This is a genomic window from Ferrovum myxofaciens (genome assembly GCF_013181415.1).
In the GTDB taxonomy this organism is placed as follows: Bacteria; Pseudomonadota; Gammaproteobacteria; order Burkholderiales; family Ferrovaceae; genus Ferrovum; species Ferrovum myxofaciens.
The window spans coordinates 1,962,817-1,984,866 of sequence record NZ_CP053676.1; the positions used below are offsets into that span (position 1 = coordinate 1,962,817).

Here is a 22,050-nt window from a genome sequence, read left to right on the forward strand (position 1 = left end):
AGTACCCTGTGGCTGACCTCAAATCCTTCGTCAAGAACTGGACCCTATCCGAATTGCTCAAGGGCATGAGCATTACGGGACGTCATTTTTTCGCGCCCAAGATTACCGTGCAATATCCCGAAGAGAAGACGCCGATGTCGCCCCGTTTCCGTGGCCTGCATGCCCTGCGTCGCTATCCCAACGGAGAGGAGCGCTGTATCGCCTGCAAATTGTGCGAAGCCGTGTGTCCTGCCATGGCCATCACCATCGAATCGGAACAACGGGAGGATGGAAGCCGGCGGACAACCCGTTACGACATCGACTTGACCAAATGCATTTTCTGCGGTTTCTGTGAAGAATCCTGTCCTGTGGATTCCATTGTGGAAACGCGCATTTTTGAATACCACGGTGAGCAGCGCGGAGATTTGCTCATGACCAAAGAAAAACTTCTGGCCGTGGGAGATCGTTACGAAGCCCAGATTGCGGCTGACCGGGCAGAAGACGCCCCTTACCGATGAGGATGACGCACCGTGCTTGATTCTTCTTTCCTGTTGTTTATGGCCTTTGCGCTGGTTCTGGTGGGGGCCGGTGTGGGGGTGATTACCGCCCGCAGTCCCGTCCATTCCGCCTTGTTCCTGGTGCTGGCTTTTTTTACCGGATCGGCGTTGTGGATGATGCTTGAGGCCGAATTCCTTGCCATCGTTCTGGTACTGGTTTACGTGGGCGCAGTGATGGTCCTTTTCCTGTTTGTGGTCATGATGCTCAATATTGACAACGAACGACTGCGCCAGGGGTTTTGGAAGCATTTGCCGCTCGGTGGAGGGGTTGCACTGTTGATGGTGCTGGAAATGTGGCTGGTGGTGAGCAGTCGTCAGTTTTCCTCCATGGTTCCGGATCCCCGAGGGTCAATCAGCAATACCAAGGAGTTGGGCCGTCTGCTCTATACCGATTACGTTTTTTCTTTTGAACTGGCAGCCGTTATTTTGCTGGTGGCCATTGTGGCCGCCATTGCCCTGACGCTGCGTCGCCGCAAAGATTCCAAGCACATGGACCCGGCTCTGCAGGTGCAAGTCAAAGCAGCCGACCGCATGCGGATCGTGTCCATGCCCGCCGAAAGGGAGTTGTAATGCTCAACCTGACAGACTATCTCATGCTCGGATCACTGCTGTTTGCCATCAGCATCGTGGGGATTTTTCTCAATCGGAAGAATCTCATCATTTTGCTCATGTGCATCGAGTTGATGCTGCTGGCCGTGAACATGAACTTCGTGGCTTTTTCCCATTACTTGCATGATACGGCGGGCCAGATTTTCGTTTTCTTCATTCTCACTGTAGCAGCAGCGGAATCGGCCATTGGTTTGGCCATTCTGGTGGTGCTGTTTCGTAACCTGCGCTCCATTCATGTGGACGACCTCAGCCACCTCAAGGAATGATCGACATGAGTGTGCCAAGTCTTTATCTTCTGGTTCCTCTAGCCCCCCTGTTGGGTGCGGTGCTGGCAGGGTTTTTTGGCAAAACTCTGGGCAAGGCGGGCAGTCACACCGTTACGATCCTCGGCGTGGCGGTATCCCTGATCGCATCTATGGTGATTGCCCAGGATGTTTTTGCAGGGCACTCCTTCAACGGAACCGTTTATCAATGGCTGACCATGGGAGACTCCTCTGTTTTTGAGGTGGGCTTCCTGATCGATCCGCTCACCGTCACCATGATGCTGGTGGTGAATTTCGTTTCCCTCATGGTCCATATCTACACCATTGGGTATATGCACGAGGATGACGGGTATCAACGTTTTTTCAGTTACATCTCGCTCTTTACCTTCTCCATGCTGATGCTGGTAATGGCCAATAATTTCGTCCAGTTGTTTTTTGGCTGGGAGGCGGTGGGTCTGGTGTCTTATCTGCTGATCGGTTTTTGGTATACCCGTCCCACGGCCATTTATGCCAACCTCAAGGCATTCCTGGTGAATCGGGTGGGTGATTTGGGTTTTTTGCTCGGGATCGCTTTGATCCAAGCCCATTTTGGTTCTCTCGATTATGCCACGGTGTTTCAGCAGGCCCCTGATTTTGCGCGGGATACCATCGAATTGTGCGGAGGCATGCCGGTCTCCCTGATTACGGTCATTTGTCTGTTGCTGTTTGTGGGAGCCATGGGCAAGTCGGCACAGATGCCCCTGCATGTCTGGCTACCTGATTCCATGGAAGGTCCCACGCCCATTTCCGCACTGATCCACGCGGCAACCATGGTAACTGCCGGGATTTTCATGGTGTCCCGCATGTCTCCTCTCTTTGAGTTGTCCCCCACAGCACGCTCCACCGTTCTCGTGATCGGTGCATGTACTGCCCTGTTCATGGCCTTCCTGGGGCTCATCCAGAACGACATCAAACGGGTAGTGGCTTACTCCACCCTGTCCCAGTTGGGTTACATGACCGTGGCATTGGGCGCTTCAGCCTATCCTGTAGCGATTTTTCATCTGGGAACCCACGCTTTTTTCAAGGCACTCCTGTTCCTGGGCGCGGGCTCCGTGATCCATGCCATGCATCATGAGCAGGACATGCGCAAGATGGGGGGGCTTCGGCGTTATATGCCCATTACTTATGTGACGGCGTTGATCGGTTCTCTGGCTTTGGCTGGCATTCCGCCCTTTGCCGGATTTTTTTCCAAGGATGCCATCATCGAAGCCGTGCGTGCCAGTCATTTGCCTGGCTCAGGTTTCGCTTCCTTTGCCGTGCTGTCCGGGGTATTTGTGACGGCATTTTATAGTTTCCGCATGCTTTTCATGACCTTTCATGGGAAACCGCGCATGGACCATCATACCCGTGAGCATCTCCATGAATCGCCCCTGGTCATTACCCTGCCGCTCATCATGCTGGCCATTCCTTCGGTCATTGCCGGCTGGATCTTCATTGGGCCCATGGTCATGGGAGATTATTTTGGTTCTTCCATTACCCTGCTGCCCGGAACTGGCGCTCTGCCGGAAATGCGCGAGGCCTGGCATGGGGTAGGCCCATTCGTTGTCGAGGGAGTTCAGTCCCTGCCTTTCTGGCTGGCCGTTTCCGGGATTGCGCTGGCTGCCGCTTTGTACCTCAAGTGGACCCATATTCCCGCGGTGATCGCCCGTGAATCCGGCGCCATTTATACCCTGTTGGACAATAAATACTACTTTGATCGTTTCAATGAAGTTTTTATAGCCGGCGGTGCCCGTTGTTTAGGGCAGGGATTGTGGAAACTGGGGGATGTAAAGTTCATCGATGGCTGGATCGTCAATGGTTCTGCCCAACTGGTGGGGGCCTTGTCCACACGCTTGCGCCGGATTCAGACGGGCTACATCTACCACTACGCCTTTGCTATGATTTTTGGGGTGTTCTTCCTGATGAGCCTGTGGTTCATCAAAGCGTAATTTGAGCGGAATTCCATGACTGCACACCATCTTCTTTCTTTGAGTATCTGGGTCCCCATTCTGGCGGGGATTCTCGTCCTCGCCCTGGGGCGCGATTCCAACCCGGGGCTAACCCGTGGAGTGGCACTGGTGGGGGCTTTGTTGGGCTTCCTGGTCACCCTTCCGCTTTATACCGGATTCATCAACGCCTCGGCGGCCATGCAGTTTGAAGAAGCCTACCGCTGGATTCCTGCTTTCAACATCACTTATCACTTGGGAATCGATGGGATTTCCCTGTGGTTTGTCCTGCTCAACAGTTTCATGACCATTCTGGTAGTGATAGCAGGCTGGATCGTCATCGAAAAACGACAAGCTCAGTACATGGCGGCCTTTCTGATCATGTCCGGGTTGATCAACGGTGTGTTCGTATCCCTGGATGCCATTCTGTTCTATGTTTTCTTTGAAGCCATGCTGATACCCATGTATCTGATCATCGGGGTATGGGGGGGGCCGCGCCGAGTCTATGCTTCCATCAAGTTCTTTCTGTATACCCTATTGGGTTCCCTGCTCATGCTGGCGGCTTTCATTTATCTGTATTTCGAGGCCGGAGAGTCTTTCGAAATCCTCAAATTCCAGGCAGTGGCTCTTCCTCTGGGAGTTCAGATCCTGATTTTTATCGCCTTCTTCATGTCCTTCGCCGTCAAGGTGCCAATGTGGCCGGTTCATACGTGGTTGCCCGATGCCCACGTGGAGGCCCCGACGGGAGGTTCGGTCATTCTGGCCGCCATTACCTTGAAAATTGGCGCTTATGGATTTCTGCGATTCAACTTGCCCATCACACCAGATGCCAGTCATGCCCTCGCCGGGACGATGATCACCCTATCATTGATTGCCGTGGTGTATATCGGTCTGGTGGCTTTGGTCCAGCAGGACATGAAGAAACTGGTGGCCTATTCATCCATTTCACACATGGGGTTTGTGACCCTGGGGATCTTTCTGTTCAACCCCATGGGCATGGAGGGAGGTCTGCTTCAGATGATTTCGCACGGGTTTATCTCGGGTGCCATGTTTCTGTGTATCGGCGTATTGTATGACCGCATGCACACACGACAAATTGCTGATTATGGCGGGGTGGCCAATACCATGCCGAAGTTTGCGACTTTCATGGTGTTGTTTTCCATGGCCAACGCCGGCTTGCCTGGAACCAGTGGTTTCATTGGAGAATTCATCGTTGTCCTGGGAGCGATTCAAGTCAATTTCTGGTATGCCACACTGGCAGCCACCACGCTGGTTCTGGGCGCCGCCTACACGTTATGGATGGTGAAGCGGGTTATCTTTGGAGAAGTGGCCAATGACCATGTGGCAGCGCTCAAGGATATTTCTGGCCGAGAATTCCTGTTTTTGATCATTCTGGCACTGCTGGTATTGGGGATGGGGTTGTACCCCAAGTTGTTCTCCGAACCCATGCACGCTTCGGTCCTGCAGTTGATCGAGCAGGCCTCGACCCCCAAGTTCTGATGGAGCGACGATGACCTTCGCCACACCCAATCTAGTTCCAGCCTACCCGGAAATTTTTCTTCTGGTGGCGCTTTCTGCCCTGCTGATCGCGGATTTGTTCATTTCCGAGTCCAAACGATTCCTGACCTATGCCTATGCTCAACTGGCCTTGGTGGGGACGGCGGGGTTTCTTCTGATCGGTTCCCTGGGGCAGGTGGTGACGACCTTCAATGGGTCCTTCGTGGATGACCCCATGGCCCGTACCCTGAAGATGATCTCCGTGCTGACGGTATCCTTCGTTCTGGCTTATTCCCGTGACTACATTCAAAGCCGTGGTTTGTTCAAGGGTGAGTTTTTTGTCCTGATCCTCTTTGCGCTGCTCGGGATCATGGTCATGATCTCTGCCAACCATTTTCTGGTGCTCTATCTTGGGTTGGAACTGCTCTCCCTCTCTCTGGCCTCCTTGATTGCGTTGCAGCGGGACTCGAGCGTTGCCACCGAAGCCGCCATGAAGTACTTCGTCCTGGCGGCCCTGGCTTCTGGAATGTTGTTGTATGGCCTGTCCATGATCTACGGCGCCACAGGCACTCTGCAAATGGCCGAAGTAGCCAATGTCATTGCTCAAGGTAATGCCGACCCCGGCATTCTGGTTCTGGGGTTGGTGTTCATGGTGGCAGGCTTGTCCTTCAAGTTGGGTGTGGTGCCTTTCCATATGTGGGTACCCGACGTGTACGAAGGGGCGCCCACCGCGGTTACCCTGTTTGTGAGCACGGCACCCAAGATTGCCGGCTTTGCTTTCTTCATGCGTTTGCTGGCGGGAGCCATGGGACCCATGATCGCAGATTGGCAATCCATGCTCATCATTGTTTCGGTACTGTCCATGCTGGTTGGAAACGTGACGGCCATCGCTCAAACCAACCTCAAGCGTATGCTGGCTTATTCCACCATTGCGCACATGGGGTTCCTGTTGTTGGGCATCCTGTCAGGTACCTTGGGAGGATATGCAGCGGCCATGTTCTACGTAGTAACTTATGTTCTTACGAGTTTGGCCGCTTTTGGCCTGATTTTGCTCATGAGTCGCGAGGGTTTTGAGGCAGACCAACTGAATGACCTGAAAGGATTGAACAAACGCAGTCCTTGGTATGCCTTTTTGATGCTGTTGATCATGATCTCCATGGCAGGGATTCCGGTTTCTGCGGGTTTCTTTGCCAAGTTGTCCGTGCTCAGTGCCGCCCTGGATGCCGGATTGACCTGGTTGGTGGTCGTGGCGGTACTCATGTCCCTGATTGGCGCGTTTTATTATCTGCGTGTCGTCAAACTGATGTACATGGATGAGCCGGAGGATGACACGCCGATCGTGGGGGAAAGTGATCATCGCCTGCTTCTCAGCATCAATGCGTTGACATTGCTCGCGCTTGGAATCATCCCCCAGCCACTCATCGATCTGTGTACGGCATCCATCGCTCAGTCGCTGCGCGGGTAAAATAATCGTGCTCCTTGACTGGAACATGCCTGACCATTCATGGCCGGACTTCACCGAACGGACCCTCGATTCTGCTCAGCGCTATCAAGGAGCATTACTGGATGTTCATGAAGATCGGGTTCAACTTCCCAACGGCCAGGAAGCCACCCGGGAATATATTCGGCATCATGGGGCTGCGGCCATTATTCCCTTGCTGGATGAAAAAACAGTACTCCTCGAGTATCAGTTCCGCTATCCCCAACGGCGCCACTACTTTGAAATCCCGGCAGGAAAACTGGATCTGGGTGAGGATCCACTGAAAGCGGCACAACGGGAATTGCAGGAAGAAACCGGGTACCGGGCGGGACGCTGGAAAAAACTTATGTGTTTGGACCTGTGTATTGCTTATTCCACGGAACAGATCACCTATTTTTTGGCTCAGGACCTTATTTTCGAAGAAATTCGGCGTGATGAGGAAGAATTTCTTGAAACCTTGGCCGTACCTCTGGAAGAAGCCTGGCGCTGGGTGGAGACAGGGCGCATCTGTGATGCCAAGACCGTGGCAGGTCTGTTGTGGCTCAAGACTCTTTCACCCACTTGAAATTGAACTGATTGCCCCCAACTCAGGGTCATCGCTGTATTTTTCGTTCAAACCCACGGATGTGATGACACCATGAGCCATAAGGAATCCCTGAATTTTCAGACCGAAGTCAAACAGTTACTGCAGTTGATGATTCATTCACTGTACAGCAACAAGGAAATATTTTTACGTGAATTGATTTCCAATGCCTCCGATGCCTGTGACAAACTGCGTTTCGAGGCCATTCAAAACGCGACACTTCTGGAGGGGGATCCCGACCTGGCGGTCCATCTGGAAATCGATAAGGAAGCTCGTACATTGACCATCCGGGATAATGGGGTGGGGATGTCGCGGGAAGAAGTGATCAGTAACATCGGGACCATTGCGCGTTCCGGAACCAAGGAATTTCTGGGCAAACTATCGGGCGATCAGGCCAAGGATTCTGCGCTGATCGGGCAGTTCGGGGTTGGTTTCTATTCTTCATTCATCGTTGCGGATAAGGTTACTTTGACCACCCGTCGGGCCGGAGCGTCAGAGTCGGAGGGCGTACAGTGGGAATCTTCGGGAGATGGTTCTTTCTCCATTGAAACCCTGGAAGTTCCAACGCGCGGGACTACGGTGACGCTGCACCTCAAGGAAGGAGAAGAAGGGTTTCTCGATGCCTGGAAATTGCGTGGTATCGTGCGTCGCTACTCTGACCATATCCAGTTGCCGATTCGCATGAAAAAAGACCCTGTTCCTCCTCAGGAAGGAGAGGAAAAGGTCATCAACGAACCGGAGGAAGAAACTCTTAATCAGGCCAATGCGCTGTGGGCCCGTCCCAAGAATGAAATCACGGAAGAGCAGTATCAGGAGTTTTACAAGCACGTTTCCCACGACTTCGAGGCTCCTTTGGCCTGGAGTCATGCGCGGGTGGAGGGCAAACAGGAATACACGGAATTACTCTATATTCCGGCCCGTGCTCCCTTCGATCTGTGGGAACGCGAACCTCGTCACGGAATCAAGTTGTATGTGCGACGCGTTTTTATCATGGAGGACGCCAAGAAACTGGTGCCTCAATATCTGCGCTTTGTGCGTGGGGTGATTGATTCGGCAGATCTGCCACTCAATGTGTCCCGTGAAATCCTGCAGGAATCCAAGGATATCGATACGATCCGTGCCGGTTGTACGCGCAAGGTACTGGGGTTGCTTGAAGATCTGGCAGAAAACCAGAAAGAGAAATATCAAAAGTTCTGGAATGAGTTCGGACGTGCCTTCAAGGAGGGAGCGGGCGAGGAATATGCCAACCGTGAAAAATGGGCGGGATTGCTGCGTTTTTCTACCACCCACACGGACAAATCCGATCAAACCGAGTCGCTCAAGGACTATATTGGGCGCATGAAAGACGGGCAGGATACCATTTACTATGTGACGGCAGAAAGTTTTGCGGCAGCCAAGAATAGCCCGCATCTTGAAATTTTCCGTTCCCGTGGGATTGAAGTACTTCTCCTGTCTGATCGCGTGGATGAGTGGGTCGTTTCCCATCTGGAAAGTTTTGAAGAGAAGCAACTTCATTCCGTGGCCAAGGGAGATCTGGATCTGACCAAATTGGGGGTCGAAAAGCCCAAGCTGGAAACCTCGGATTCTGAAACTCTGAAACCTTTGCTGGAGGCCATGCAGGGGGCGTTGGGTGAACAGGTCAAGAGCGTTCGCGTCAGCCAGCGGTTGACCGAATCTCCCGCCTGTCTGGTGGTGGAAGAGGGCGATCTGTCGGGTAACATGGCCCGTTTTCTGAAATCCGTAGGCCAGTCAGTGCCCACCTCCAAGCCCATCCTTGAGATCAACCCCGATCACCGTTTGATTCTGCGTCTCAAATTGGAAACAGATCAACAGCGTATTGCAGACTGGAGCCAATTGCTTTTTGACCAGTCTTTGCTGGCCGAAGGCGGGCAGTTGGAAGATCCCGCTCAATTCGTCAAACGTCTCAACCAGTTGATTCTCAACTAAGTACTGCTTCCTGGGGAAAGTTCAGGCTTTCCCCAGGGTCAGGGCTGACCAGAGTCGTTGACAGCCCAATCGTTGCTGAGCCCAAAACCCACTGCCATAGTTCCGTCCCTCTTGCTGATCTGCAATGCCTGTGGGCGGCGTCTCCCTTGAAAAATTGGCAGTTCCGAACAGAATGTCCCATATCGGGAAGAGTACGGCAAAATTGCAACTCAATTGACCACTATTACTGCCTGTACCCACCCCGTGGTGATAGCGATGGTAATGGGGACTGACCAAACAACGCTCAAAGGGGCCGAAGCGCCAGGCAATGTTGGCATGAGCCAGACTTTGCAGAACGCGGGGGATCATCATGAGCAGGATGAACTGACCGGGTTCTACGCCGATGACCAAACTGAGCAGGGAGAAAAATGTTGCGGTGAACACATCATCCAGAAGGTGGGTACGGTCGTCGGACCAGTAACTCATGGTTTGTTGACTGTGATGGACGCCATGCAGCGCCCACCACCATTCCAGTCGATGCTGGAAGCGGTGCAACCAGTAGGAAAAAAAGTCAATGATGACGAGGTAGGCAAAAAAGGTGGGGAGTGGGTGGTTTTCCAAGGCAGGGATGAGGTCTTCCAGGGTATAGGGGATAAATCCATGGAATCGTAACCAGGCATCCAGCTTGAAGGTGAGGGGCCACATCAGAACGAACATCACAAGAGGAATGAAACCCAGACGGTGAAGAAGGGTATAGAGGATGTCCACGCGCACCCCACGCCGTCCAGACCAGCGTTCAGCAGGAAAAAGCGCTTCAAGCGGACGAAAAAACAGGATCAGGAGAGCAATTTCTCCCATACCCACCAGAGCAAACTCCGTGGCATCGAAAGCCTCCTCCTGATAGGCCAGCAAGCCTAGAGGGGGGAGCAGAGGATTGACGCAATGTTCAAAGACCCAGGCCTGGGTCAGCGTAAATCCGTTCATGAAAGTTTCAAACCAGGTCATCATGGTACGCGTTTACGCTCATTCCGTAGATTTGGGTAAGGTGGCAAAGCAGAAGCCGCGGGCCTGCAGGCCGGTGATCAGAGGTTCGAAGACCCGTACAAAAGGATCATGGCGAGAGCGAATACCCAGATGCATCATTAAAATGTCGCCATCCTTGAGGTGAGTCAGGGCCTGGTTCAGTAAACGCGGATTGGGATATTTTTCCGAGGGCAATTCATCTCCCAAAAATCCTGCAGCGGACCAACCTACATGCTGAGGAAAACCACAGTCCCCGGCCCAGGATGCGGCGTTGGGGGTAAGATGTCCGCCGGGAGCGCGCCAAATGGGTTCCAGGGATTGTCCCGTCAATACCTTGAAGCGCTCATTCACGCGCTGCAGGTTTTGACAGAACCCTGCTTTGTCGAATTCGCGGGGTGCATGGTCACCGCCACGGGTCAGAATGTCGCCTGAGGAAAGGTCCTTGACCAGGGTGGCATGAAACCAGGTGTGATTGCCGAAATGGTTCCCTTCTCGTACCCGTGCACGCCAAAAATCGCGCCAACTGTCATCGAGCGCATGATCTCCGCGCCAGGTGGGTTCATTGGCCACGAAAAAGGTGGCCTTGATCTGGTGTCGCTGCAAAATCGTGGCAATGGTTTCTGCGGACTGCATGGACCCGGTGTCCAGAGTCAGGTACAGGGTGCCATGACACGCCGGGGAAGGGGTATTTGGGGAGCGCTCCGCGCACCACACTGCGGAGCTCAACAGGATCAAGGCAATACCGCACTGCAGGGCCAAAGGATTCATAAGAGCATCATCATCCTTACTGGCGCGCAGCGTGATGCTCAAAGAAAATGCCATGGGGCGATTTGCCCACAGGAATGGTGCGTACCACCTTATCCGTGGACAAGTCGACTACGCTGACCTGACGAATCCAGCGATTGGTGATCCATAGTTCCTTCCCATCTGCTGATACTTCCATGTCATCGGGGCCACCGGGTACGGGAAAGGTTTTGGTGATGGTGAGCGTCTGGGTATCGATGATGGAGACGGTGTCTCCGGAACGATTTCCGACAAAGATATGGCGTCCGTCTCCTTCGGGCATGAAGTTATGCGTGCCTTTGCCTGCGGGAATATGTTTGATGATTTGGGCGGTTTTGTAATCCACCACGGCGACTTCGTTCAGTCCCATGATACCCACCAGAAGATGTTTTCCATCGGGGGTCAGAATCACACCGGCAGGAGTTTTTCCAATGGGTATGATCCATTTGACCTTGAGGGCATGGAGGTCGATGGCGGCCAATTGATCGCTGCCCTGCAGAGTGACAAAGACCGTGGAACTGTCTGGGCTGAAGGCCATGTGGCTGGGCATGGAGGCCAATTCAAAGCGTTTGACCAGATGGAAATCGTGAGCATCATAGACATCCACTCGATCCAGGCGCAGTGAGTTGGCGACGAACCAATGTTTGTCGGGGCTGAAGCCGATCTGATAGGGATCACTGATGCGGGTCAGACGGCGCAGGATATCGCCCGTTTTGGGGTTCAGGAAAACCAGATCATTACTCACGGCATTGGCGACGATGAGGGCACTGTTGTCCGGCAAGCTCATCAGATGGTGAGGCTCACGACCAACGTAGAAGTGATCCATGGGTTGATAGGTCTGACGATCGATGCGGGTGATGGTGCCTTCTCCCGAATTGAGCACGACAACGACTTCTGCTTCTGCGCGGTAAGCCAATACCGTCAGAGAAAAAAGTGTCAACACTGTCATTAATAAGGATCGCATGGGTTAAAATCGGGGGGTGAGCATAGATTTACTCGTGGGTTGGGTGTGCGGTTAGGTAACGGGCCATTGTATGAAAACTTCAGACTTTCAGTTTGATCCAGGTCAGGTCCGCACGGGATATTCCCATTCTACCATTTTCAAAGAGGATGGCTTTGGCATGAATTACTGTTCCAGTTGTGGCGTGCGAGTCTTGACCCAGGTCCCGGAGGGGGATCATTTGCCCCGTCAGGTTTGTCCCAGTTGCCATACCATCCACTACAGCAACCCAAAAATTCTGGTGGGGGCCATTCCGGTCTGGGAAAGAAAAATTCTGCTTTGTCGACGGGCCATTGCACCCCGTGAAGGCTACTGGACCATGCCCTCCGGTTTTATGGAGAATGGGGAGACCTTGCAGATGGGCGCGGCGCGCGAAACCTTTGAGGAATCCCTGGCCCGGGTGACCATCGAGGACCTGATGTCGGTTATAAATATTGCCGCCCATAATCAGGTACATATCCTTTTTCGGGCGCAAATGGACAGCCCGGAGCATGGCGTTACGTTGGAAAGTAGCGAGGTGCGCTTTTTTGAAGAAGCAGAGATTCCCTGGGCTGACTTGGCCTTTCGCACGGTGACTCAGGCGCTGACCCATTTTGTGGAGGATCGTCAGCGTGGCCAGCGCACCTTGCATCTGGTAGATCTCGAAACGACACGCCCTTGAGGGGCTTTGGCAATAAAGGGACAAGAAGGGATGGAGGTAGTCTTACAGATCGAGGGCCTGGACCACGAGGCTCAGGGCATCGCCCGTCATGAAGGGAAAGTGGTCTTCGTGGACGGGGCGCTGCCGGGCGAGACCGTACGTGCCGAAATCAAGCGGCGCAGATCCCATTTCGACCAGGCGGAACTGCGTGCAGTTCTGGTGCCAGGGCCCAGCCGGACGGAACCCCGTTGTCCCCACTTTGGCCATTGTGGCGGGTGCAACATGCAGCATGCCGATCCCGCGGCGCAAATTGCTTACAAGCAACGTATTCTCGAGGATAATCTGGCACGAATTGGCAAGGTTCGTCCCGATACCCTGTGGGGTCCCTTGCAGGGTCCGGATTGGGGATATCGTCAGCGGGCGCGTTTAACGGTGCGCTGGGTGGCTAAGAAAGGGCGAGTGCTGGTGGGGTTTCATGAGAAACGTTCCAGTTTCGTGGCGGATATGGACTCCTGCGCCATTCTCACGCCTGCCGTATCCACCCTCTTGGTTCCTTTGCGCAATCTGATCATGGAACTGACCGTGCGGGAATGTCTGCCTCAGATCGAAGTGGCGCACAGCGAAGACCTGTTGGTCTTGGTATTGCGCCTGCTGGAGTTGCCCACGGACGAAGACAAGGTAAAAATGCGCGCTTTTGCAGACCGGCACGGAGTGCAGTTCTGGTGGCAGACCAGAGGGCGGCCCGATACGGCACATCCCTTCTACCCTCTCGAGCAACCTGGTTTGGCTTATCGTCTCGATGAATTTGACTTGGAAATCCCCTTTGGGCCTACCGAATTCACCCAGGTGAACGGCGAGATCAATCGTGTGCTGGTGGGTAAAGCGGTGCGTCTCCTGGATCCCCAGCCTGAGGAACGAGTGATGGATTTGTTCTGTGGCCTTGGAAACTTTTCCTTGGCGTTAGCCCGGCGGGGTGCTCAGGTCCTGGGGATTGAAGGAAACCAGGTCTTGGTGGATCGGGCCTATCAAAATGCTGCGCATAATGGACTTGAGAAGAACACCCGATTTCAGGTTGCTAATTTGTTTGAGGTGGATGAATCTACGGTGGCGGGTTGGGGAGTTCAAGACAAATGGTTGATCGATCCACCCCGGGATGGGGCCATTGATCTGGTCAAGGCCATTGGGACCGAGGGCCCCCGACGCATTGTTTACGTCTCCTGCAGTCCGGCCACCCTGGCGCGGGATGCTGGCGTTCTGGTGCATCAGAAGGGGTATCGACTGAAGGGGGCAGGGGTATTCAACATGTTTCCTCATACCGCCCACGTGGAATCTCTTGCCCTGTTCGATCGGGAGTGACAAACAAAAAAAGCGTAGACCTGATGGGACAGGTCTACGCTTTATCGGAAGAACTATGGATTAGCGACGATCACCGCCAAATATTCCCAGCAATTGCAAGAGGCTGACAAATATATTGTAGATGTTGACGTACAGGCTCAGAGTTGCAGTGATGTAATTGGTTTCTCCTCCATGAACGATGGCGCTGATATTGAACAGGATCATCAACGAAGAGAAGATCATGAACGCGCCACATAGCACTACCTGGAAGAGAGGCAAGTGCAAAAAGATATTGGCGATCACGGCCACCATCAAGACCACGGCCCCCACGGCCAGAAACTGGGCCATGCCGGTGAAGTTGCGTTTGGTGGTGCTGGCCACGGCCGACAAGGTGAAGAACACGGCAGCAGTGCCTCCGGCGGCCAGGGAGACCAGTTGGGCTCCATTACGGAAAGCCAGGGTGAATTGAAGCAAAGGCCCCAGCATGACGCCCATGACAAAGGTCAGGAGCAAAAGTAAATAGACTCCGACGGAACTGTAACGATTGGCTTCAATGGCGTAAAAGAGACCATAGATGGCCCCCAGAAACAACAAACTGGTGAGCATGGGACTGGCAGCCATGAAGGCGAAACTCAGATTGAGACCCACCAGGGCGCCAACGGCCGTTGGAATGAGGGACAAGCCCAGTAACCAGTAAGTATTTCGCAGCACTCGGTGTTGCAGCGAATCCAGTTGGCCCGCTTGATTGTAAATGTTGTACTCTCGTTGCATGGTATCAGACTCCTTCAGTAATCCCCTGTACACAGGGCTCGCCCCACTAAGACAACGCTGGAGAGGAGAAGTTGCAAGATCCATTCCTGCTCCGTTCTTCCTGTCCGTTAGATGGGGACGGGGTAAAGATACCACAAGTGGGGGAGGAGCGTGGTATCCTAACGCACTCTAAAAAGACGAACCCGTTTCCTCACGGGTTCGTCTTCAACCAACGGAAGCGTGGCCGAGCGGTTTAAGGCACTGGTCTTGAAAACCAGCGATGGGAAACCATCCGTGAGTTCGAATCTCACCGCTTCCGCCATAAATCAAAGGGTTGTTTGTGCAGTGCGCTCATGGTTTCAAAGTCAGGTGAATCACCAATTCCGAGTATTGGCTCAATATGCGGGTCGGTGGTGAGCAAATAGGCTTGTCCGACCATTTACTTGCCCTGCTCAAACATGCAGGGCGGCGATGTCGCCAGCATTCAGATTGTCGAAATTTTCCGAGAAAGAGAATTGTTTCTTGCCTAACCCCAACTTGCCATTGAATGAGGTGATGTTATGTTGAAAGGTATTTTATTCGGTGTGACGTTAACAATGGGGATTGCATTGATTGGCGGTTGCTTTTTGGTAAATAGTGGTCTAATTCCAGCCAATGCTGATGCAAAACCGGGGCGGCTGGAAACCTGGATGGCCAAGACTTCGTTAAAGGAACAGAATCCGGTTGCACTGACAGACCAAAATCTCCTGGACCAGATGGACCGGAAATAACCACATGTACTCCGGAGAGAGGTTCAACGCTCTGACCCACCTCGTCGGAGCCATTCTGGCCGTCATCGGGGTTATCGTGCTGATTGTACTGGCGGCGTTGGGCGGTGACCCGTGGAAGGTGGTAAGCGCCTCGATCTACGGCGTGACGCTGGTGTTGCTTTACAGTTTCTCCGTGCTCTATCACAGCCTGCACGGGCGCGCCAAGATCTTCCTGCGCAAGCTGGATCACCACAGCATCTACTGGCTCATTGCCGGAAGTTACACCCCGTTCTGTCTGGTGACGCTACGCGGTCCCTGGGGCTGGTCGCTGTTCGGTGTGGTGTGGGGGCTCGCAGTCTTCGGCGGTTTGCAAGAACTGAGGCCACAGAGCGAAGCGCGAACACTATCCTTGTGGATCTATGTTTTGATGGGCTGGCTGGTCTTGGTTGCTCTGGTTCCGTTGGAGCGGGCACTGGGGCCGGCCGGTTTTGCCTGGCTCGTTGCCGGCGGGCTGTTCTATACGATTGGCATCATCTTTTATATGCTCGATACACGCCTCAGCCATGCGCATGGGATCTGGCACTTGTTTGTGATGGCTGGCAGCGCCGCTCATTACGTTGCTATCCTGCATTATGTTTTGTGAGCGAAGCAAGTATAAAAAATGCAAACCATTTTCTGGCTGTTTGATTATTGATAAAGGGGTCTACATGAGCAAAACAGAAATCAAATGGCTGGATACGCCGGAGAAGCACGACTACCCGGCGGCTGAATCTTACCTGAGCCTGATCTACGATGTACAAACCGTGGCAACATTCATCGAGCGATTGAAGCAAGCCCCCATGACCAAATTCAAGGCAAAGGATATTTTCAGGGCCTCCGGCTTGTCCTTGTTGGGGATCAGCAATTCCCGTGTAGAAAGGGATCGCAAAAAGATTCTGGATGGACAGGCTCTTTCTCCATTGCTGCTTGTACGGGATACGGTCAATGGCAAGGTGGTGATTGCCGATGGTTACCACCGTATGTGTGCGGTATACGGGTTTGAGGAAGATTCCAATATTCCATGCAAGATTTGCTGAATGACGACTATGGTCGATGGGAATCGCCAAATGAGCAGGGGTACATGCGCTCTTGACGGTGGATATTTACCGTAAATTCTTGGTACAATTTCCTCCTGTATGATGGCAGAGTGGATCTGCGTCGCGCCTCTGGATCTGCTTCCCTACTCTGAGGATATTATGACCAGCAAATCTGTTTTGCCCCATGGTGAGGATCTCGACCAAGCAACTCAAGTCAGGTTATCCCAGTTCATGGACCATCAATATCTTTGCGCCTCCCTGACAGTGAACGAGGTTCGCACCCTGCTGGAGTATCTGACTTATCAGGAAGTTAATAAAGGCGACATCCTGTCCGAGATTGGCTCGGTGGGAGATGCCTTGTATTTTGTGGTTCAGGGGCAGATCGCCTTGGCCTTTGTGGAACAGGACCAGGAAAATGAAATCGCCTCTGCGGGACCGGGGGAAATGTTGGGAGAGATGTCTTTTTTTGACAAAATGCCTCGTTCGGTTCGGTTGGTGGCCAAAGAGCCTGCTACCCAACTGCTTAAATTGTCCAGAACCATGTACAAGCGTTTGAAATCCGAGCATCCCTTTATCGCCATCCAGATTGTGGAGCATGCCATTGTGAGCCTGGATCGGTTGTTTCGGGCGGTCAGTACCAACTATTCTCACTTTTCCCATTATCTTTACCGTACCGGAAAATAATTTCTTTCGGGTTTTTAAACCGGTTGCGGAAGTGCAATTACCGCTTGGTGAGACCGTGGCAAGACTCCGCCCGTTGCCCCGGGAAACCCCAATTACAACGTGCTTACACGCTTAGGGACGGGAGACTTCATTCATTGAAAGAGTCCCAATGGAAAAATTACAAACCACTACACTGAAAATCAAGGGGATGAGTTGCGCTTCCTGCGTAGGCCGCGTGGAAAAGGTTCTGGGTAAACTTGAGGGCGTCGTGGAGGTGGATGTGAATCTGGCCACGGAACGGGCACAGGTTCGTTATGTGCCGAATAGCGTTCAACCGGAAGATTTGACGGCAGCCGTGGCCAGAGCCGGCTACGAGGCGAGCGCGCTGGAAGAACAGGAAGAGTTGGACGACAGCGTTGAACGGGATGCTGCGTTACAGGCTCAGCAGCACGAAGTGACTGTGGCCTCCGTACTGGGTTTGTTCGTCCTGATCCTTTCCATGGGACCGGCCTTCGTTCCGGTGGTGGCTTATTGGCTTGAGGCTGTGAGCCCTTTTCCGGAATTTTGGGCCTGGGTGCAGGCGGTGTTGACGACCCTCGTCCTGTTTGGGCCGGGGAGACGGTTCTTTGGCCCCGGATTGAAGGCCTATCGTCACCTTTCCCCGGACATGAACTCGCTGGTCGCCACGGGTACCGGCGTAGCCTGGTTCTACAGCCTGTGGGTGCTGGGGTTCCCAGCATGGTTTCCCGAGGCTTCCCGCCATCTTTATTTCGACTCGTCTGCCGTGGTGGTGGCTGCCGTGTTGTGGGGGAAATATCTGGAATCCTTGGCCAAGGGACAGACTTCTCTGGCTCTGCGCAAACTCATCGGCCTGCAATCCAAGACCGCTTGTTTGATGGATGATCAGGGTCAGGAACGCGCCGTTCCCACCGCCCTGCTAAAGGTAGGCGATTGTCTCGTGATCCGACCGGGGGAGCGGATCACAGTGGATGGACTGGTAAAGGAAGGCCGTGCCTATGTGGACGAGTCAATGCTGACTGGGGAGCCTTTGCCGAAAATCAAAGGAGCGGGAGATCGGGTGACGGGGGGGACCGTGGATCTGGACGGACGACTACTCATCGAAGCAACTTCCGTGGGAAGAGATACCGTGCTGGCACAGATCGTGAAGTTGGTGGAAAGTGCGCAAACCGGGAAGCTTCCCATTCAGGGCTTGGCGGATCGTGTGGTACGCGTATTTACGCCGCTGGTCCTCTTGACGGCACTGGTTTCCTTTGTGGTCTGGATGGTGGTGCGAGATGATCTCAATCTGGCGCTGGTTTCTGCGGTGGCTGTATTGGTGGTGGCTTGTCCTTGTGCCATGGGCTTGGCCACCCCGGCGGCCATCATGGTAGGCACCGGGCGTGCTGCCGAACTGGGGGTCTTGTTTCGCAAGGGCGAGGCCCTGGAGGCTCTTTCGCACATTGATATGGTGCTCTTCGACAAGACCGGGACTCTGACGGAGGGTCGACCGGTACTTGTCGGGGTGCATGGCCCGCAGCCCGATGAGGCCTTGCGACTGGCCGCCGCGTTGGAATCTGCCAGTGAACATCCCTTGAGTCGAACCATTGTAGACAGCGCGCGGCAACGAGGCATGAATCCGCCGGTGGTCGAAGGGTTTCGTGCCGTGCCCGGTTTCGGGGTCGAGGGGCAGGTGGGTGGTTCTCGGGTATGTGTGGGTGCTCGACGGTTTCTTGAGCAAGAGGGTATCCCTGTGGACGAAGATGCCATGAACGAGGCTACGGGGTTGGAAAATAACGGCTGTACGGTGGTGTTTGTGGCGGTGGACTTGCAATTGTTGGGCTTTCTTGCCCTTGCGGATCCGATCAAACCGGGTGCCCAGGAGGTTGTCCAGGCATTGAAAGCGCGCGGCTTGAAAGTTGTCATGGTGACGGGTGATGCCCGTCGAACGGCAGCAGCCCTTGCAGACAAACTTCTCATTGAATTTCATGCGGAAATGTTGCCTCAGGATAAGGCACGTGTCGTTGTCGATTTGCAAAATCAGGGGTATCGGGTGGGGTTCGTAGGCGACGGGATCAATGATGCGCCCGCACTGGCCCATGCTTCGGTGGGTATTGCACTGGCCTCCGGCACGGATATTGCCATGGAAGCGGCAGATGTGACCCTGACGCGGGGGGATTTGCGTGCAGTGGTGACGGCCTTCGATGCAGCGCGACAGACGCTCGGAAACATACGCGGTAACTTGTTTTGGGCATTTTTCTATAACATTCTGCTCATCCCCATTGCAGCGGGGGTGGCTGTGCCCTTTGGCGTACATCTGAATCCGATGTTGGCCGGGGTGGCCATGGGGTTGTCCTCCGTTTTTGTTCTGGGGAACAGTTTGCGGCTCAAACGGATCTCTGCCTTTGAAGAGGCTTTGTAAATGGTTTTATCCGGAAGGGCCGGGTGTTTTGTAAATACTGGAAAAATTTTACTGTTTAGGAAGATACGTGGAATACACCGAATTGAATGAATGGCAATGTAAACGACGTCAAATGCTGTTGGCTGGTGGGGCGGCTCTGACCGGTTCTCTGTGGCCAAAGGTCAGTTTGGCCGAGTTGGGTGAAGAGTTTCCTCACGGGTTTCTATGGGGTGCGGCTACGGCGGGACATCAGGTGGAAGGCGGCAATATCAACAGCGATTCGTGGTTGCTGGAAAATATGCAGCCAACCCTGTTTGATGAGCCCTCGGGCGATGCTTGCGATCATTACAATCGTTTCGATCAGGATATTTCCATGTTGTCTGATCTGGGGCTCAATACCTTTCGGTTTTCCATCGAATGGTCGCGGGTCGAGCCTGAAGCCGGACAATTTTCGCGGGCGCAGATCGATCATTATCGGCGTGTTCTGGAATCCTGCCAGCGTTACGGGGTACGCTCCATGGTAACGTTCAACCATTTCACGACGCCCCGTTGGTTTGCCGGGCTGGGGGGATGGGAAAACCCGGAATCGAGTTGGCTCTTTGCGCGGTATTGTGATTGGGTGACGCGTCATCTGGGCGAATGGATGAATTATGCCACCACCCTCAATGAACCTAATTTGACCCAGTTGCTGTTTTGCATTCCAGGGTATGAACTGACCAAATTAGGTACGATCAAAGACCAGGAAATTATTCGTAAAGCCGGGACCCGAGTGGGCACGGGACGCTTTTCTTCGTGGATTTTCGGGGACCTGGAGCAGGTTCACCAGGGCTTGCTCCAGGCCCATCAGGCGGGGTACGAAGCCATCAAGGCAGTACGCCCAGAATTGCCGGTTGGTGTCTCCATTGCCATGGAAGATGACCAGCCCGTGGGCCCGGGAGCGATGGCGATGCTGGAACGCAAGCGCCGTCTCTCTTACCTGCCCTGGTTTGAAATGGTGCAAAAGCACGGTGATTTTTTGGGGGTACAGGCCTATTCCCGGGCGCGTATTGGCGCGCGTGGTCGGTTACCGCCCCAGGCAGGGTATCCACTCACCGATATGGGGTATGAGTTCTATCCTGAAGCCGTGGAGGGTGTTATCCGGTATACCCATGGGCATGTAAAGATTCCGCTGTATGTTACTGAAAATGGCGTGGCCACCATGGATGATACGCGGCGGGTTGATTACATCCGCCGGGCAGTTTCAGGCGTGGCCCGTTGTCTGGCTGCGGGGATCGATGTGCGAGGTTATATTCACTGGTCCCTGTTGGATAACTTTGAATGGCTGGATGGTTATCGCCCACATTTTGGATTGGTGGCCGTGGATCATAGAACCTTTCAACGGCACATCAAACCCAGCGCGACCTATTTAGGCGAGATTGCCCGGCAGAACCGGGTTTTGGTGGTACCCCGCTCCGCGTGAAATCCGCTTCGCATCACAAGGGTTGGTCGTATTGGATGAAGGCGGTGGTTGCCGTTTTTTTTTGCTGGGGGATGAGTACCGTACTGATCGATTCCCTGGTACCCAAACTCAAGGTTCTGTTTTCCTTGGGGTACGCGGAAGTATTATTGACTCAGTTTAGTTTCTTCATTGGCTATCTGGTGTTTTCGGTTCCTGCAGGGCAAATTCTGGCGCGGTTGGGCTATGCGCGCAGCATTGCTTTGGGACTGGCGGCTGCGGTCTCGGGATGTCTGCTTTTCATCCCGGCCACCGAGTTTCGTGAATTCCCATGGTTTTTAGGAGCGCTTTTCGTCTTGTCGGCGGGGATCACCCTGCTTCAAGTCAGCGTCAATCCTCTGGTCATGGAACTGGGGGACTCGGATCTTGCTCACAGTCGTCTGACGTTGGCTCAAGCCTTCAATTCCCTCGGTACGACCTTAGGTCCCTTGATTGGCGCGGCAGTGATTCTTCGGCATGCAACTTTCGAGAACATGGACCCGATGCGCTGGCCTTTCCTGGGGATTGCCGTTATTTTTGGTGCGTTGTCCCTGATTTTCTGGAAGGGGCAGCATTCGCCGGATCTTCCGGTTTTGCGAGAATCCCCCCGTGGGGTGGATTGGCAACTCTTCAAAAGGCCTCGTTTTGCCTTTGGTTGGAGTGCCCTATTTGTCTATGTGGGTGCCGAAGTAACTCTAGGGAGTTTGATGACCAGTTATTTGATACAACCCCAGGTATTGGGCGTCAGTGCTCCTGTGGCGGGAAGTTTGGTCAGTCTTTATTGGGGAGGGGCCATGATGGGGCGTTTTATGGGTTCCTGGGTACTCTCCCGCTTGCCGGCGCACCAGGTCTTGGGAGGTTGTGCTCTGGGAGCGGCGACCCTGGTTCTGATCTCCTCTTTAAGTCACGGGCATCTTGCAGCGGGGGCCCTGATTTCCGTAGGGCTGTGTAACTCGATCATGTTTCCGGTCATCTTTTCGTTGACCTTGGAAGATCTGGGCGGTGATACACCCCAGGGTTCGGGATTGTTGTGCATGGCCATTGTGGGGGGCGCGCTGATTCCTTTGCTGACGGGGGCCCTGGCTGATACATGGGGGTTGGCCCATGCTTTTTGGGTTCCTGTGCTTTGTTATTTCCTCATTGCCTCCTTTGCCTTTTTACAAAAGAGAATGGTCCGGTGTGAGCATCATCCTTAGGCGCCGAATTCCATGCGGTTTCGCTTGCAGGGTATTGGTCTGTAACGGTAAACGGAAACTGGCGCTTGACCTTTGTGACGGAATATGGAAAAGGCAATGTTCGGT

General features: G+C 53.7%; 21 protein-coding genes and 1 tRNA gene. 18 read left to right on the forward strand and 4 right to left on the reverse strand.

Annotated elements, in window-relative coordinates:
- Positions 1-8: 8 nt before the first annotated feature.
- The 8 genes from nuoI to htpG all read left to right on the forward strand — a co-directional run bounded on the left by nuoI (position 9) and on the right by htpG (position 8,879).
- Positions 9-497: an NADH-quinone oxidoreductase subunit NuoI gene (gene nuoI, locus HO274_RS09590; RefSeq protein ID WP_031595494.1), complete on the forward strand. Its 489-nt coding sequence runs from the start codon at positions 9-11 to the stop codon at positions 495-497.
- Between the two features lie 39 nt (positions 498-536).
- Positions 537-1,106 (forward strand): NADH-quinone oxidoreductase subunit J, encoded by a 570-nt coding sequence (locus HO274_RS09595; RefSeq protein ID WP_031595493.1) that lies wholly within the window; start codon positions 537-539, stop codon positions 1,104-1,106.
- Entirely contained in the window at positions 1,106-1,411 is a 306-nt protein-coding gene (nuoK, locus tag HO274_RS09600; RefSeq protein ID WP_031595492.1) for an NADH-quinone oxidoreductase subunit NuoK, read from the forward strand. The genes HO274_RS09595 and nuoK overlap by 1 nt, the downstream gene beginning before the upstream one ends.
- Entirely contained in the window at positions 1,408-3,375 is a 1,968-nt protein-coding gene (nuoL, locus tag HO274_RS09605; protein WP_031595491.1) for an NADH-quinone oxidoreductase subunit L, read from the forward strand. Before nuoK ends, nuoL begins: the two co-directional genes overlap by 4 nt.
- Positions 3,376-3,390: 15 nt before the next feature.
- Positions 3,391-4,872 (forward strand): NADH-quinone oxidoreductase subunit M, encoded by a 1,482-nt coding sequence (locus HO274_RS09610; protein WP_031595490.1) that lies wholly within the window; start codon positions 3,391-3,393, stop codon positions 4,870-4,872.
- Positions 4,873-4,882: 10 nt separating this feature from the next.
- Entirely contained in the window at positions 4,883-6,334 is a 1,452-nt protein-coding gene (gene nuoN / locus HO274_RS09615) for an NADH-quinone oxidoreductase subunit NuoN (protein ID WP_031595489.1), read from the forward strand.
- Between the two features lie 25 nt (positions 6,335-6,359).
- Positions 6,360-6,914, forward strand: a complete 555-nt coding sequence (locus HO274_RS09620; protein ID WP_273119103.1) for an NUDIX domain-containing protein — start codon at positions 6,360-6,362, stop codon at positions 6,912-6,914.
- 72 nt (positions 6,915-6,986) lie between these two features.
- Positions 6,987-8,879 carry a molecular chaperone HtpG gene (gene htpG / locus HO274_RS09625; protein WP_031595487.1) on the forward strand — a complete coding sequence of 631 codons (1,893 nt, stop codon included), beginning with the start codon at positions 6,987-6,989 and terminating at the stop codon, positions 8,877-8,879.
- A gap of 21 nt (positions 8,880-8,900) precedes the next feature.
- Here the strand turns inward: htpG and HO274_RS09630 are convergent, their stop codons facing one another.
- From HO274_RS09630 to HO274_RS09640, 3 genes are read right to left on the reverse strand one after another with little or no spacing between them, the layout of a single operon-like run.
- On the reverse strand, positions 8,901-9,842 hold the full coding sequence (locus HO274_RS09630; protein WP_082783065.1) for a sterol desaturase family protein: 942 nt from the start codon (positions 9,840-9,842) through the stop codon (positions 8,901-8,903).
- 39 nt (positions 9,843-9,881) lie between these two features.
- Positions 9,882-10,703, reverse strand: a complete 822-nt coding sequence (locus HO274_RS09635) for a polysaccharide deacetylase family protein (RefSeq protein ID WP_273119107.1) — start codon at positions 10,701-10,703, stop codon at positions 9,882-9,884.
- Positions 10,666-11,628, reverse strand: a complete 963-nt coding sequence (locus HO274_RS09640) for a YncE family protein (protein WP_420537358.1) — start codon at positions 11,626-11,628, stop codon at positions 10,666-10,668. The genes HO274_RS09635 and HO274_RS09640 overlap by 38 nt, the downstream gene beginning before the upstream one ends.
- A gap of 157 nt (positions 11,629-11,785) precedes the next feature.
- On the opposite strand from HO274_RS09640, the gene HO274_RS09645 reads away from it, so the two are divergent.
- Both HO274_RS09645 and rlmD read left to right on the forward strand, forming a co-directional pair.
- Positions 11,786-12,325: an NUDIX hydrolase gene (locus HO274_RS09645; protein ID WP_062187266.1), complete on the forward strand. Its 540-nt coding sequence runs from the start codon at positions 11,786-11,788 to the stop codon at positions 12,323-12,325.
- A 30-nt stretch (positions 12,326-12,355) separates the two neighbouring features.
- Positions 12,356-13,660, forward strand: a complete 1,305-nt coding sequence (gene rlmD, locus HO274_RS09650; protein ID WP_273119114.1) for a 23S rRNA (uracil(1939)-C(5))-methyltransferase RlmD — start codon at positions 12,356-12,358, stop codon at positions 13,658-13,660.
- 60 nt (positions 13,661-13,720) lie between these two features.
- Here rlmD and HO274_RS09655 read toward each other — a convergent pair whose 3' ends face one another.
- A complete protein-coding gene (locus HO274_RS09655) occupies positions 13,721-14,410 on the reverse strand; it encodes a Bax inhibitor-1/YccA family protein (protein ID WP_031595481.1) in 690 nt (229 codons plus the stop codon).
- 213 nt (positions 14,411-14,623) lie between these two features.
- Between HO274_RS09655 and HO274_RS09660 the strand changes: the two genes are divergently transcribed.
- The 8 genes from HO274_RS09660 to HO274_RS09695 all read left to right on the forward strand — a co-directional run bounded on the left by HO274_RS09660 (position 14,624) and on the right by HO274_RS09695 (position 21,945).
- Positions 14,624-14,711: transfer RNA gene (locus HO274_RS09660), tRNA-Ser, on the forward strand.
- A gap of 238 nt (positions 14,712-14,949) precedes the next feature.
- On the forward strand, positions 14,950-15,159 hold the full coding sequence (locus HO274_RS09665; RefSeq protein WP_273119118.1) for a hypothetical protein: 210 nt from the start codon (positions 14,950-14,952) through the stop codon (positions 15,157-15,159).
- A 4-nt stretch (positions 15,160-15,163) separates the two neighbouring features.
- Positions 15,164-15,781, forward strand: coding sequence for a PAQR family membrane homeostasis protein TrhA (gene trhA / locus HO274_RS09670; protein WP_273119121.1), 618 nt, complete (start codon positions 15,164-15,166; stop codon positions 15,779-15,781).
- Positions 15,782-15,845: 64 nt separating this feature from the next.
- On the forward strand, positions 15,846-16,214 hold the full coding sequence (locus HO274_RS09675) for a hypothetical protein (protein ID WP_273119122.1): 369 nt from the start codon (positions 15,846-15,848) through the stop codon (positions 16,212-16,214).
- 159 nt (positions 16,215-16,373) lie between these two features.
- The gene (locus HO274_RS09680) at positions 16,374-16,898 is read left to right on the forward strand and encodes a Crp/Fnr family transcriptional regulator (RefSeq protein WP_062187255.1); all 525 of its coding nucleotides are present in this window, start codon (positions 16,374-16,376) and stop codon (positions 16,896-16,898) included.
- A gap of 148 nt (positions 16,899-17,046) precedes the next feature.
- On the forward strand, positions 17,047-19,296 hold the full coding sequence (locus HO274_RS09685) for a heavy metal translocating P-type ATPase (RefSeq protein WP_273119124.1): 2,250 nt from the start codon (positions 17,047-17,049) through the stop codon (positions 19,294-19,296).
- Positions 19,297-19,363: 67 nt separating this feature from the next.
- Positions 19,364-20,734, forward strand: a complete 1,371-nt coding sequence (locus HO274_RS09690) for a glycoside hydrolase family 1 protein (RefSeq protein ID WP_197456289.1) — start codon at positions 19,364-19,366, stop codon at positions 20,732-20,734.
- On the forward strand, positions 20,731-21,945 hold the full coding sequence (locus HO274_RS09695; RefSeq protein WP_420537359.1) for a sugar MFS transporter: 1,215 nt from the start codon (positions 20,731-20,733) through the stop codon (positions 21,943-21,945). The genes HO274_RS09690 and HO274_RS09695 overlap by 4 nt, the downstream gene beginning before the upstream one ends.
- Positions 21,946-22,050 lie beyond the last annotated feature (105 nt).